The 12,250-nt window shown below is 67.2% G+C and carries 12 protein-coding genes, 1 tRNA gene and 1 pseudogene; 7 read left to right on the top strand and 7 right to left on the bottom strand.

All coding sequences use genetic code 11. From position 1 onward, the window contains the following. Positions 1 to 811 precede the first annotated feature (811 nt). Positions 812 to 1,474 (bottom strand): TetR/AcrR family transcriptional regulator, encoded by a 663-nt coding sequence (locus tag ABD793_RS25440; protein WP_344864277.1) that lies wholly within the window; start codon positions 1,472 to 1,474, stop codon positions 812 to 814. 158 nt (positions 1,475 to 1,632) lie between these two features. On the opposite strand from ABD793_RS25440, the gene ABD793_RS25445 reads away from it, so the two are divergent. Both ABD793_RS25445 and ABD793_RS25450 read left to right on the top strand, forming a co-directional pair. Continuing rightward, positions 1,633 to 2,535, top strand: a complete 903-nt coding sequence (locus ABD793_RS25445; protein WP_344864279.1) for a zinc-binding dehydrogenase — start codon at positions 1,633 to 1,635, stop codon at positions 2,533 to 2,535. Beyond that, positions 2,532 to 3,950: a DHA2 family efflux MFS transporter permease subunit gene (locus ABD793_RS25450; protein ID WP_344864281.1), complete on the top strand. Its 1,419-nt coding sequence runs from the start codon at positions 2,532 to 2,534 to the stop codon at positions 3,948 to 3,950. The genes ABD793_RS25445 and ABD793_RS25450 overlap by 4 nt, the downstream gene beginning before the upstream one ends. Before the next feature lie 157 nt (positions 3,951 to 4,107). On the opposite strand, the gene ABD793_RS25455 is transcribed toward ABD793_RS25450, so the two are convergent. Further along, entirely contained in the window at positions 4,108 to 4,785 is a 678-nt protein-coding gene (locus tag ABD793_RS25455) for an NAD(P)H-binding protein (RefSeq protein ID WP_344864283.1), read from the bottom strand. Positions 4,786 to 4,843: 58 nt separating this feature from the next. Here ABD793_RS25455 and ABD793_RS25460 point away from each other — a divergent pair, with 58 nt between their 5' ends. Continuing rightward, positions 4,844 to 5,170: a winged helix-turn-helix transcriptional regulator gene (locus tag ABD793_RS25460; RefSeq protein WP_344864285.1), complete on the top strand. Its 327-nt coding sequence runs from the start codon at positions 4,844 to 4,846 to the stop codon at positions 5,168 to 5,170. Between the two features lie 366 nt (positions 5,171 to 5,536). Here ABD793_RS25460 and ABD793_RS25465 read toward each other — a convergent pair whose 3' ends face one another. Beyond that, positions 5,537 to 5,974 (bottom strand): PPOX class F420-dependent oxidoreductase, encoded by a 438-nt coding sequence (locus ABD793_RS25465; RefSeq protein ID WP_344864287.1) that lies wholly within the window; start codon positions 5,972 to 5,974, stop codon positions 5,537 to 5,539. Positions 5,975 to 6,194: 220 nt separating this feature from the next. Here ABD793_RS25465 and ABD793_RS25470 point away from each other — a divergent pair, with 220 nt between their 5' ends. The 3 genes from ABD793_RS25470 (at position 6,195) to ABD793_RS25480 (ending at position 7,736) form a co-directional block, all read left to right on the top strand. Further along, positions 6,195 to 6,539, top strand: coding sequence for a hypothetical protein (locus ABD793_RS25470; RefSeq protein ID WP_425548772.1), 345 nt, complete (start codon positions 6,195 to 6,197; stop codon positions 6,537 to 6,539). After that, positions 6,515 to 7,282, top strand: coding sequence for a hypothetical protein (locus ABD793_RS25475; RefSeq protein ID WP_344864289.1), 768 nt, complete (start codon positions 6,515 to 6,517; stop codon positions 7,280 to 7,282). Before ABD793_RS25470 ends, ABD793_RS25475 begins: the two co-directional genes overlap by 25 nt. 262 nt (positions 7,283 to 7,544) lie before the next feature. Beyond that, positions 7,545 to 7,736: a hypothetical protein gene (locus ABD793_RS25480; protein ID WP_344864291.1), complete on the top strand. Its 192-nt coding sequence runs from the start codon at positions 7,545 to 7,547 to the stop codon at positions 7,734 to 7,736. 67 nt (positions 7,737 to 7,803) lie between these two features. Here ABD793_RS25480 and ABD793_RS25485 read toward each other — a convergent pair whose 3' ends face one another. Further along, a complete protein-coding gene (locus ABD793_RS25485; RefSeq protein WP_344864293.1) occupies positions 7,804 to 8,886 on the bottom strand; it encodes a DNA glycosylase AlkZ-like family protein in 1,083 nt (360 codons plus the stop codon). A 172-nt stretch (positions 8,887 to 9,058) separates the two neighbouring features. Here ABD793_RS25485 and ABD793_RS25490 point away from each other — a divergent pair. Further along, positions 9,059 to 9,527 (top strand): annotated as a pseudogene (locus ABD793_RS25490) (transposase); the annotation flags it as partial. A 1,563-nt stretch (positions 9,528 to 11,090) separates the two neighbouring features. On the opposite strand, the gene ABD793_RS25495 reads toward ABD793_RS25490, so the two are convergent. The 3 genes from ABD793_RS25495 to ABD793_RS25505 all read right to left on the bottom strand — a co-directional run bounded on the left by ABD793_RS25495 (position 11,091) and on the right by ABD793_RS25505 (position 12,248). Next, a complete protein-coding gene (locus ABD793_RS25495) occupies positions 11,091 to 11,513 on the bottom strand; it encodes a tyrosine-type recombinase/integrase (protein ID WP_344864824.1) in 423 nt (140 codons plus the stop codon). Then, positions 11,395 to 11,862 (bottom strand): tyrosine-type recombinase/integrase, encoded by a 468-nt coding sequence (locus ABD793_RS25500; RefSeq protein WP_344864295.1) that lies wholly within the window; start codon positions 11,860 to 11,862, stop codon positions 11,395 to 11,397. Before ABD793_RS25500 ends, ABD793_RS25495 begins: the two co-directional genes overlap by 119 nt. A 312-nt stretch (positions 11,863 to 12,174) precedes the next feature. Next, a tRNA-Pro gene (locus ABD793_RS25505) sits at positions 12,175 to 12,248 on the bottom strand. Positions 12,249 to 12,250: the final 2 nt, after the last annotated feature.

Consider the following 12,250-nt stretch of genomic DNA (forward strand, 5'->3'; position numbering starts at 1 on the left):
ACGGCGGAGCCCCAGCGTCGTTGACCGCCGATCGCGCCGCCACGCTGCCCGGCCGGACCCGCCGAGCGTGCTACCCGCCGTGCCCACGCAGTCGACCTGGTCGCCGAAGTCCGTCATCCCGACAAGAGGATCGCCGCCCCAGAGCGCCGCGTGTCGGATCGCTCGACCGGTCCCCAGCTCCCGCCACCTTGCGTCCTACTGCGGCACCGCGCCCATCGAGGTGTCGACCATCGGGCCGCAACACCAGAGGCAGCTTGACAGAGAAGAGCTACCACCGACCTCACGGCAACGGTGGTGGCCAACCACCCGCCTCGCGTGCACCGACGTCCGTAACCAACGTCATGGCCTCCTACACCTAGCCGTTGCTCACCAAGAGCCCGCTGTTGTCTGTGACCCTGTCACCGCGTCGAACATCAAATGTGGCGCGCAGGGTTGCTGGTGTCGTGACCGTGTCGCTCCTGTCCCGGATCTGACCGATGTCCACTGGGAGGTGCTGCGCCCGCACGCTGAGCAGGTGAGGACAGAACTGCGTCAGGCGACCAGTCGGCCGATGGCGCGTAACGTGCGGGCGGGTGCTGGACACGGTGTTCTAGTTGGTGCGCAACAGAATCGAGCGCCCGGTTGTTGCTCGGACGCTCGAGCGGCGTTCGGGTTACCGGGCGCCGGAGACGTCTTCGCATTCACCACACGTTGACTGTCGACGCTATCCGAGAAGGACCAACGCAGCCTTGAGTAAAAGGTCGCTGCGCGAATCGGATTTCCAGAAGTGCTTCGCGCGCGGGTCTGGGTGTCCGGGCGCGAAGCGGCGTCATCACGATGAGCCGGCGGGTGGGTCTTGGCGTCGATGTTCCCAGAGCTCGCGGTAGCGGCGCGGGTCGGGAGCGGGGCCGGGGAGTGTGCTGACGTCGGGATGCAGGCCATCGACGGCGATGACAAGGAGTCGGTCACGCATCTGGGGAGCGTCCTGGGGTGGCCCGGGGGGCAGATGGCTGAGCTGTCCGATGAGCAGGAACAGGTCCATAGTGGTGACGTCGGGCCGGAGTGCGTCGGCTGCGTGGGCGCGTGCGACGACTGCCTCCGTGTGCGTGTCGGCTCTGGCGCCGGCCTCGTTCATTTCCGGGGTGGGTTCGATGGCGCCGGCCAGGGGGCCGAGTAGCCCGAACCCATCGGCGACGCTGCGGCGGATGTAGTGCACCAAGCCGTCCCACGGGTCTGGGTTGTCGAGTCCTTCCTTGGCAGCGACAGCGAGCCGGTCCAAGGAGTCGGTGCACAGCCGTTGCAAGAGCTCGTCCTTGGTCCGGTACCGGCGGTAGAGACTGCCGATTCCCACCCCGGCGCGCTCTGCCACGGCTGAGACGGGCGCGTCGAATCCCTGTTCGGCGAACACCTCGCGCGCCGCGTCCAGCAGCGCGCGGTCGTTGCGTGCCGCCCGACGCTGAGGACCGCGCTTACGCGGCATCGGCTCATCGATCATGCCGTGAGCCTACCTCTTGCGGAGCGCAACGCTCCGAATTACCGTTACTCGGAGCAAATCATTCCGAATAACCGAGAGGGATGCAGACGATGCGCGCAGCGGTGTTACACGAGTTCGGTCCACCGGAGGCGTTGGTCCTTGAGGAGAGGCCCGACCCGGTGCCCGGTGAGGGGCAGGCGCTGGTACAGGTCGAAACGTCGGGCGTGACGTTCGTCGAGACTCAGGTCCGTGCCGGAAACGGCACGATCCCGGCACACCGTCCGCCGTTGCCGGTGGTGCTCGGTAACGGTGTCGGCGGGATGGTCGTTACCGTCGGCGAGAACGTCGATCCTTCGTGGCTGGGGGCGCGGGTGGTGACCGCACTGGGCGGCAACGGGGGATACGCCGAGCTCGCGGTCGCGGACGTGACCGAGCTGATCCGGGTGCCAGAACCGCTCGGCATAGCCGAGGCCACGGCGCTGCTGAGCGATGGCCGCACCGCGCTCGGCCTGGTCCGCGCCGCGCAGCCGCAGCCGGGCGAGTGGGCGCTGGTGGAAGCCGCCGCAGGCGGGGTCGGCGGCCTTCTGGTGCAACTGCTCCACGATGCCGGCGCCCGGGTGATCGGCGCGGCAGGCTCGTCCGCAAAGCGGGAGAAGGCCGTCGCGCTGGGCGCCGAGGCGGCCCTCGACTACACCGCGGCCGACTGGACCCGGCACGTCTTGGACTCCACCGGCGGCGCAGGTGTGGACCTCGCCTTCGACGGCATCGGCGGACGCATCGGGCAGCAGGCCGTCACCGTGCTGCGCGACGATGGCCGGATCGCGACCTACGGGATGGCCGCGGGAACCCTCACCGAACTCGACGAGACTGCCCACGAGCGAGGCATCCACACCATCGGGTTTGGCACCCCGCCGGCACCGGAGACGCCGTACCAGCTCGCCACCGACGCGATCGACCTCGCCGCGCAGGGTCGGCTGCACCCCACCATCGGCCAGACCTTCCCCCTCGACGATGCCGCGGACGCGCACGCCGCGATCGAGGCACGTGCCACCACCGGCAAGACACTCCTGCTGCCCGGATGACCCACCTGCAGGACGAGCCGAGTCCGGGTCGGCTGGACCGGCGGCTGCTCACGATCGCAGTCACGCTGCTACTGGGCGCGGTGCCCGTGCTGCTGGACACCACGATCGTCGCCGTCGGCCTGGGCGCGATCGGCCGCGACCTCGACGCCGACGCCGCGGACCTGGGCTGGGTCAGCAGCGCCTATCTGCTCACCCTTGCCCTGCTCACCCCGCTGACCGGGTTCGCGGCGAACCGGTTCGGCCCCCGAACCGTATGGATCGTCTCCTTGATCGCGTTCGGTAGCGGATCGGTGCTGTGCGCGCTGGCCTGGTCGCTGCCCGCATTGATTGTCTCCCGCATTGTGCAGGGCGCCGGCGGTGCGCTGATCCTGCCGCTGTCCCAGGCCATGCTCGGCCAGGCCGCCGGTCCCGACCGGCTCGGCCGGGTCTCCAGCATCATCGCCATCCCTGCCCAGCTCGCCCCCGTTCTCGGCCCCATCGCCGGAGGCGGACTCGTCGCCGCCGCTGGGTGGCGGTGGCTGTTTCTCATCAACCTCCCCATCCTCGCCGCCGCGATCCCCCTCGCGGCCCGTGCGCTGCCTCACCACAACGAGCAGCCCCGAACACCCATCGACCGAACCGGCATCCTGCTGCTACCTGTCGGACTCGTCGCGCTCAGCTACGGATTGTCTCGCACCAGCACCACGGCCGGACCGCTCGGCCCGGTCACCCTCACAACCCTGCTCGCCGGCCTACTGCTCATCGGTGCCTTCGTCATCCACGCCCGGCGCGTGCCACACCCGCTACTGCGCATCCGGCTCCTGGGCTCCCCGCCCTTCGGAGCCGCCGCCATGCTGATCTTCGCCCAAGGCGTCGCCATCTACGGACCGCTCCTGCTGCTGCCCCTGTACTACGCCCAAGTCCGCGGCGCTGACCCCGCGACCATCGGCTGGCTGCTCGTCCCCCAAGGACTCGGCACCATGATCGCCCTGCCTCTCGCCGGCATCATCACTGACCGGTACAGTGCCCGGCTCCCCACCATCGTCGGTACCCTCGCCGTCGCCGCCGGGACCGCGCCCTTCGTGTTCCTGTCCACCACGCCACCCGAGCCGTTGCTCGCCGCAACGCTGCTGGCACGCGGGCTCGGTCTCGGCACTATCGGCGTTTCCGTCATCAGCGCCGCCTACCGCGACATCCCGGCCACGGCCATGCCCGACGCCGCCACCATCGTCGCCGTCTCCCAACGCCTCGGCGCCTCCCTCGGCACCACTGCCACCGCCCTCCTGCTCACCCTTCACCTGGCTGGAACCACCGACCCGACGTCCGCAGGAGGCGCGTACGGCGCAGTATTCGCCTACAGCCTTGCCTTCATCGCACTGACCCTCGTGCCCGCCCTCACCCTCCGACGGACACCCAGTCCCGGATCACACACATGAGGGAGCGACCGCCACGTCATCGCTCCGGCCGATAACGACAGACCCACGCCCGTGTACGGCAATGGTGGACCGCCGTTGCTGCCAAGGCACCCATCATCGAAACCGGCGCCCAGTCCTACCGGCTTGCGAACAGCTGCAGGCACATCGCGAGCCGTGTCTACGCGGTACGGACCAGCAGCCGTGGCGCACCCGGGGTGGTGACGGCAAGTTGATCCGCGACAGCCCTGGCTAGAGCTGCGTGGTCCACTGCGGCCGTCACGTCCTCGACAGAGACTGGCTCAGACAACAGCGTCGGCTGTGACACGGTCGTTGAGTCCTGGACTCCCAATCCAGCAGCAGGTATCAACACCGTGCCGTTCAGGGGTGAGATGCCCAGCCGGTCGGCGCCGCGTGCGTGAGCACGGCTGAAAGGCCGTAGCCGGGCCGGAAATAGCTCCTCGTGGTCGCTGACTGTCGAGCCGTCCTCAAGATACGCGATAGCCGTGACCGCCACATCGATCACACGCGTACCTGCCGGCAGAAGTACCTGGAGCTGGTTCACGATGTGCGTGTAGAAGTCTGTGTCGAAAGAGGCGAAAGATTCCGGCGGCGCGGTGAACGGTGTGACGGCGATGACCACCGCCGCAGCCTGGATGCCGCGCAGGGCTTCTCGAAGATCGTGAACGTCGCCGGCACGGGATGTGACCAGGGGCATGTCCTGAGCTGTGGCCCGATGCCGCGACACAGCCACGACTGGCCGCCGCCGAGCCGTAAGCTCGTTGATGACAGCGGATCCGACACGGCCGGTCCCGCCGAGCACAACCACCGGGAGAGTCTCTTCGCTCTGTTCGGTCATGCTGGAATAGTACGAATAACACCCCTGGTAACCGCAACGTGACCACATAGTAGGTGCGATGAGTTCCGACGAGCTACCAACATTTGATCCCCGCTGTCCGATGAGCAGATTTCCGATCCAGATCGGTGGCCGTTGGACGGCAATGATCGTGCGGTGCCTAGAGCAACGCCCCTGCCGATTTGGTGAACTCCGTCGCCACTTGACTCCGATCAGCGCAAAGGTTCTCAGTGAAACCTTGCGGTCGATGGAGAACGAGAACTACCTCACCCGGACCGTGGAAACCACCGGCACGACGACCTACCGACTCACCGACCACGGCCGATCACTGATTCCGATGATCCACTCAGCACGAGCATGGGCCGACGCTCACCTACCCGATGCCTGAGCCACATCTGATATGTAGTGATGATTTGTCAAGTGGCAGGGTGGGGCGCCGCCGGGATGGGTTCTCGGCGGCGCCTCTGGCAGGTCGTGGATGATCATAAAACGGGTCGGGCGTGTTCGCGACGCTCGGTCAGGCTGGTATACGCGCAGGGCCCAGGTCGACGCCGGTCAGCGGGCCGGGGGGCGGCCAGCGAGGCGTCGGCCCAGCCGAAGGCGTTGAAGAAGGAGAATGCGGAGCCAGACGTTTCAATGGCGGCAGACCACGAACTCGCCGAGATGCAATATGTTCTTTCTCCTCGTAGGCGATCGGTTGAGACAAAGAGATGTGCCGTCGACGGGACAGGACCCTGTGCGGCTCAGTGGGGGCTTAGCGTCTGCCGACTGCTGTGGGTCGCACTACGAAGATCACCCGGTCTGCGCGATCAGTCGGGTCGTCTGGTCCGAACGGGCCGTCATATCGCTTGTTGAGTTCGGTGAAGAGCGAACCGGTCGGGTCTGGGTCGATACGCTCGACGACTCCACGTACCTCGATGTAGCGGTACGGATCATCGGGATCGACGATCGAGACGGCCACCGCGGGATTGGCGGAGATGTTCCGGAACTTGCGGCGGAAGTTGGTGTGGGTGAAGCGCAGGAACTGACCGTCCCAGGCAAACCACATCGGATTGACCTGCGGGGTGCCGTCCTCACGGACGGTCGCGACGTTGGCGAACAGTGGCCGAGTGAGAAGGTCGCTGAGCCGGTCGGGGATCACGCCGGTGTCGGTGGCTTGGTCAGCGGCAGGACTTTCAGCAGCAGAGGTCATTGGGTCAACGTAGCTTCCCTGCCAGGCGATCCGCATCAGAGGAGCCGGTCAAGTCTTCTGTTCGCCGACAAACAGCACGAAGACGCCCGCCGACTCGGCTGAGGTTGACCCGGTTCTGGCCCGCTCCGGTTTCCGGGGCGGGCCTCCTTCATGCTCCTGGTCGCCATCGGGGCGCGGGGTGCACCTGCCAGCAGAACCCATCCGCGTGAAGGAGAACGCCGTGATCGACATCGACCCCAACAGCAACGACCTGCCCGGCATCGAACAGCTCCGCACCATCGTCGGCGCCGTGCTGACGGTCGGCCTGATCCTGTCCGCGACCGTCTGGGCTTACAGCGCGAATCCCGCATCGTGCCGGGAGAGGGAAGATCGGCGTCCTGATCTTCGGCGGCGCCACGGTGATCTGCGGCGCAGCGGTCGCGCTGGTCAACTTCTTCTGGTTCTTCTGGGCCGTCGGCCAGAGCGTGTGAGCGGTTCATCTCCATCGGAGGTTCGCGATGGGTGTCTGCGACGTGCCGATCATCTCCATCGTCTGCGACATTGGCCGGCGAAGCCGCCGTGGTAGCGGCCCGGTTCGACTGGCTCGCCGAAGCCCTCGGCGGGGGCGCCGGGTGGCTGATCGAGGCCATGGGGAAGGTGTTCGACACCACCACCCTGGTCGATGTCGCCACCGCAGGGTTTACCAGTGTCTACAACCTGGTCTTCGGCATGGCGGTCTTCCTTGTGCTGATCTTCTTCCGCCTGCAACTCATCACCGGGCTGATCCGCCGCGACCCCACCGCCCTGTCTCGGGCGGTGCTCGGCGCGTTCGTAGTCGTCACGTTGCCCGCGCTGGCCCTGGAAATCGTGGATCAGCTCTGCATCGGGATCGTGCGGGCCGCCGGGGAGACCATCGGCACGACGGGCGACAAGGTCATCCTGCTTGCGGCGGGGCTGACCGGGATCAATATCGCCGCACCCGGTGTCGGGGCGATCGTGCTGGCCGGGCTGATGATCGCCGCCGTCGCCATCATGTGGTTCTCCCTGCTGATCCGCAAAGCACTGCTGCCGGTCGGCGTGGTGCTCGTCCCGGTCGTGATCTTCCTGCTGGCGATCACACAGATCGCCACCCATCGACGCCGACATCACCGCGATCACCGGCATGGTCCTCAGGCGCATCGCCGCGTTCGCCCCGTACATCGTCTACCGGTTCATGTCGTTCATCGGGTTCGACGTGTACCGGCAGACGGGCGCCGAGCAGGAAGCCAAGAATGCCCATCAGGATCCGGTACCGCAGCAGCTCTGTTATGCAGCCAGATCCAGTACTGAGTAAAGGCCGTCCTCGTCATGTGTATCCTCAGCTGCAATTATAGGTATTGGCAATCGCTTGATCCGATTGAGGTCTTGGTCAGCCGGTCGTGCGGGTGTTGTGCTGGTCGGTGCGACAGCGTCAAGTCTTCTTGGGACATAACGGATACGAGCGAACATGAACCGGATTGATCTGCATAGTCGGAGCGCGGTGGTCACCGGTGGGGCCAGCGGGCTCGGCTGGACACGCCGATGCCGCGGTTGCGCCTGCCGGGGCCTCGGCTTGGAGGTGCCGAACGCGCACAACGGCTCGGCGAAGTTCGACCTGGACATCGTGATCATCCCGGATGCCGACCGCCGGTTCGGCGAGGGTACCGAGGCGGGGCGTATCACGGTGTTGCTGGAGTACAACACCGACCTATTCGATCCAGGAACCACGCGCACGCTGCCGGCGCAGTACTGCGCGCTGCTGTGAACCGTCGTGGCGCGGCCCGGGGCCGGGGTGGCGGAGCTGGTCGCCAGGCTGCAGCCCACAGAGGTGGTCAGCGGGGGCTGAGGAAGGCCCGGAGCCGGGCGATCTCGGCATCGAGGGCCCGGCGGAAACCCCGGCCGGCGGGTGCGCCGTCGACGTAACCGACCTCGACCTCGCTGTCGGCCCCGGCACAGCAGGCCCAGCCGATCACCCGGTCGCGCCAGAGCAGCGGCATCGCGTAGTAGCCCAGTTTCCGCTTGGCAGCCGGGGTGTACGCCTCGAACCGGTAGTCCCAGCCCCACAGCCTGCCGAACCGCCTGCGGTCCCACACCAGCGGGTCGAACGGTGCGAGGAACCGCACGTTCGCGGGCGGGTCGTCGGCCGGTTCGAGATCAGCGGGCCACACGTAGCGCTCGCCGTCGATCGTCGCTCGTGTCAGTTCGCCACGGGAAAGCAGCTCCCGCACGACCCAGCCGCCGCCGGGCCGCCCGTCCGGGGTGTTGAGCCAGAACACGAGCTTGCCCACCGCCGTGGCGAGGGTCTTCTGCGTCACCGGCGCGAGGATGCGGGCGACCCGCAGCACCACGGCACGGCGCCGCTCGGCAAGGTCCAGGGACTCCCTTAGGGCGGGAGCGACCTCGTAGCAGCGCACTCCCGCGACGCGGTGGGCCACCCGTAGGCGGCCGAAACGGTGCAGCCGCTCCAAGAGCATCGTCGTCGCGGACGATGTCCCGCCCCAGTCGTTGACTGCCCGCTCGCGGCCGAAGCGCTCTTGGACGTCACGCGGGTGCACCACGCCGCATTCGCGCGCGAAGTCCAGCACCTCGGCGGACAGCGGGTCCAGCTCGAACCGGCCGTCGGCGCTGGTGCGGTCCCGGCGCGGATGCAGGTACGGACGCAGGCGCCGGGCGACGAACCCGTAGGCATACAGCACGTCCTCGTCGACATCGAGCTCCGGGTAGCGCCGGTCGAGGTCACCGGCGCGGTAACCCCGCACGCGGTGGCGCAGGATCAGATCCTGTGCGCGCGCCGGCGCCTGGATCGGATCCGCCTGCACGAACTCCACCTCCGCCAGTACGTCGGCGAGTGTGCCGGGGGAGCGGGGCAGGGCCCACCCGATCGCATTGTGCCGCAACCATTCCAGCGTGGACATCTAGATCAGCCTAGATCACGGGACCTCGCACGGCTCGGCGAAACGTCTGGAACACGCGTGGGTTCCGGCACGGTGCGCGGGCAGCGTTGCGGTGCGGGAGGTAGTCCTGCGGTCGAGGAGACGCAGGGGAAATGGGGAACGGACGCGCGCCGGTCGTCCGGTCTCGGCCCGTTTGCTCGATCACGGCGTCGGTCTGCTCGAGATCGCACGCAGGCTGAACCTGGCACTGAACACCGTGAAGCGATACGCCCGCACAAATGAACCCGACCGGCTTGTCCGCGCACCACAGTACCGGCCCACTCTCGTCGGCCCGTTCCGCGGCTACTTCCGTGGGCGCCTGTCCAGAGATGACCGCACTGGCCATCCTCGTCGGCAGTCTCGCGGCGCTGCGCACCCCGACCGCCGGTAACGATGCCCGTCTCAGCGACTGGATCGACCGCGCCAGGGCCGAGGACCTACCCCGTCTGCACGCCTACACTCGCGGACTCCAATTCGACCGCGAGACCGTCAATGCTGCCCGCACCCAGCCATTCCACAGTGGATGGATCGAAGGAGTGAACACGAAAACCAAGACGATCAAGCGGCAGATTTGCGGCCGCGCCGGATTCCCGCTCCTACGCCACCGCATCCTGCTCGGCTAACACCACCCAGTGCGACAAGCGGATCCGGTCCAGAGCGCCTCGTCTTGGAGCCCCCTCCCGGGCTCGGTGGCATCGGCCCCGGGGCCGATGCGGATCGCAGCCGTGACTGTGCACCAACCCAGCGCAAGTCCCGACGGCGCAGCCGGAAGAGGTGTGGCAGCCGGTCCTGGAGACCTGCGAGATGGAAGTCAAGAACATCGCGAACCAGCCACCGCCGCCTGGTGTGTGAGCGTCAGGGGTGGCACGGCTCCGCTCGGAATGGACGGCATGCAGGTGGCGCATTGCCATCGCGGCACTGTCCTGAAGACGCGCTCGAGGCGCACCGGGCCAAGCGGGACGACCGCTTAGGAGATCAGCCGTTCGGCACGTAAGCGGCAGGCCTGTGCGCCTGCTTCCCGGAAATGGCGGGGAAAGATCAAGCCCGCGGGCGCAGACGGGCATGGTGAGGCTGTGGGTGCCGATCACGGTAATCAGCAGGGATGGGTTCGTAATGGCCGCTGGCATCGGTGGCCCGTCGAACGACTGGGTCGGACAGCGTCCCCCACCTGATCAGCAGACCGGCCCAACGGGGCTGCTCAAGATCCGCCGTACCGCCAGGGGTTGGCCCTTCCGGGGCGACACGGGGCCCGCCCGCGGGTGGCGGGTAGCCGGGCTGCTATCCGTCACACCGTGATCATGTGCTGCCTTGCGGTTGACCAACTGTTGAGCAGCATGAGGTCGCGCTTGCTGTCGCCGGCCTTCATGAAGTGGTGTGGTGAGAAGTGTCGGCCGGGGTGGGCGTGTAGATTTCTGTCTAATTCTTCGGCTGAGTCGGAGAGTCAAGGACGGTTGGTGAGTTCGGCGGCTGGGTGTCGGCTGCGTACGCGGAGATAGCGGCAGGTCGCTTTGCCGGTGGCAGGGCTGAACGGGAGGCTTCGCCATTTGTTGCCCGTCGCGAGGACGTCGATGGTGTGGCGGGTGGGGTCGAGGTGCTTGAAGTCGAGATTGGCGATTTCCGAAAGGTGACCGGCTGGGTTGGAATGTGCGGGGGCTTCATTCGCGTCATCGGATTGGTGCCGATCTCGTCTTCCTGGAGGAGCCAGGTGTGCAGGGCTCGGTAGTTGTGGTTGGCGTTACCCGGGCTGGTCGTAGCCGGCTGGTAGGCGATCCAGCATTTGACGTGCCGTGGCTGGTACTGGGACGGCTCGTTCGGCGCGGGTGGGACGTCCGTGAGCCACGCGGACGCGTCGGCGTCCGGGGTTCGCGAGCCAGGGGGGAAGGAGCGCACAGCGTCGGTGTGGTCGCGGATCGTCCGGGGGCTCTTGTTCTCGGACTCGAGGGTGATGGCCGACTCGGTGATGAGTGCCTGCCACGCCGGCGGAGCGAGGGGCACGGCTCGGTTGCGTATGGGCAAACCTTCACATGGGAGTGGCACTGGGCTGTGTCCGCCGGCCTGCCGCGTCCGGCGGCACGAAAAGGGGCTGAACCCGCAGGTTCAGCCCCAGCACGTCGGGATGACAGGATGTGAACCTGCGACCCTCCGCTCCCAAAGCGGAGGGTCGCGGGCTCAGGCGAGGACGTCGATCAGACGCGGTCGCCGAGTTCGAGGACGCGGTGGGTGCTCTGGGCGCGTTCGGCGGTGGCGCTGTTGCCGTAGCAGCGGAGCATGTCGGTGGACTTCCAGCCCATGAGGGCCATCAGGTCGCTCTCGTTGCCCTGTTCGAGTTGCCAGTTGTGGGACAGGGTGTGACGGAGACGGTGGGCGTGCATGTGCGGGATCTCGGAGTCGTTGCCGCGTCGGCGCAGCATGATCTTGATGCCGTTTGGCTTGAGCTGCCTGGCGCCTCGCTCGGTCAGGAACAGGTGTTGGTTGTTCTCGTCGGTGGTATCACGCGCGCGGGGGCAGGTATCTGCTGATGGCTTGTGCGCAACGGTCGCCGAAGGGGATGAAGCGGATACGGTCGCCTTTGCCGTGGACGATGACGCCGTCGCGGGAGAGGTCGAGATCGTCGAGCGCGAGGTTCGCGATCTCGGCGAGCCGGGCGCCGGTGTCGATGAGCAGCCGGATGATGGTGTCCCGGCGGTCTCGGAAGGTCTTGCCGTTGCACGTGCCCAGCAGGTCGGCGAGTTTGTCGTCGGTGACGATGGGGACGAGTCGCTCCGTGGTGCTCGGCTGGCTGAGCTTGGCCATGGGGCGCCGGTCCATCTCGTCGGAGTCGACAAGATAGTTGAAGAACTGCTGGAGCGCCTTGTACTTGCGGAGAGCGGTCGAGGTCGAGCGGGTCTGGATCACCCAGGCGGTGAACCACTCGGCGTGCTCGCGGCCGACGCCCGCAGGGTCGCCGGTGGCGTCCATGTTCGCGTCGGCGAGGAACCGGGGCAGGTCGGTGCCGCCGATGAAGTTCCCGAACTGGCGGGGGCCGGCTCATCGTTGTAGCGGGTCGTGTGGGTTCGGTTGACGGCGCGGAGGGAACGGTCCCGCTCCTCGACGTGGGAGCGCCACGCGGGATCGGCCGGGCGGGGCAGACCCTGTTCGGTCAAATTGGCCGGCATGAGGAGAGCCTCCAGCCAAGGTGTCACCGAGCGCCGTACTAGACCGGAAAGACACCTACGACCACATGAAAAACGGGTTCCCACAGCCTCTGAGCTGCGGGAACCCGCCGTCCGGTCGGGCTGACAGGATTTGAACCTGCGACCCCTTGACCCCCAGTCAAGTGCGCTACCAAACTGCGCCACAGCCCGGA

It is taken from the genome of Amycolatopsis ultiminotia (genome assembly GCF_039536925.1).
In the GTDB taxonomy this organism is placed as follows: domain Bacteria; phylum Actinomycetota; class Actinomycetes; order Mycobacteriales; family Pseudonocardiaceae; genus Amycolatopsis; species Amycolatopsis ultiminotia.

Bases quoted from the DNA above. Each gene is read 5' to 3' on its own strand.
- ABD793_RS25440 (WP_344864277.1), bottom strand. From the start codon at position 1,474: ATGATCGATGAGCCGATGCCGCGTAAGCGCGGTCCTCAGCGTCGGGCG.
- ABD793_RS25450 (WP_344864281.1), top strand. From the start codon at position 2,532: ATGACCCACCTGCAGGACGAGCCGAGTCCGGGTCGGCTGGACCGGCGG.
- ABD793_RS25455 (WP_344864283.1), bottom strand. From the start codon at position 4,785: ATGACCGAACAGAGCGAAGAGACTCTCCCGGTGGTTGTGCTCGGCGGG.
- ABD793_RS25460 (WP_344864285.1), top strand. From the start codon at position 4,844: ATGAGTTCCGACGAGCTACCAACATTTGATCCCCGCTGTCCGATGAGC.
- ABD793_RS25465 (WP_344864287.1), bottom strand. From the start codon at position 5,974: ATGACCTCTGCTGCTGAAAGTCCTGCCGCTGACCAAGCCACCGACACC.
- ABD793_RS25485 (WP_344864293.1), bottom strand. From the start codon at position 8,886: ATGTCCACGCTGGAATGGTTGCGGCACAATGCGATCGGGTGGGCCCTG.
- ABD793_RS25500 (WP_344864295.1), bottom strand. From the start codon at position 11,862: ATGGACGCCACCGGCGACCCTGCGGGCGTCGGCCGCGAGCACGCCGAG.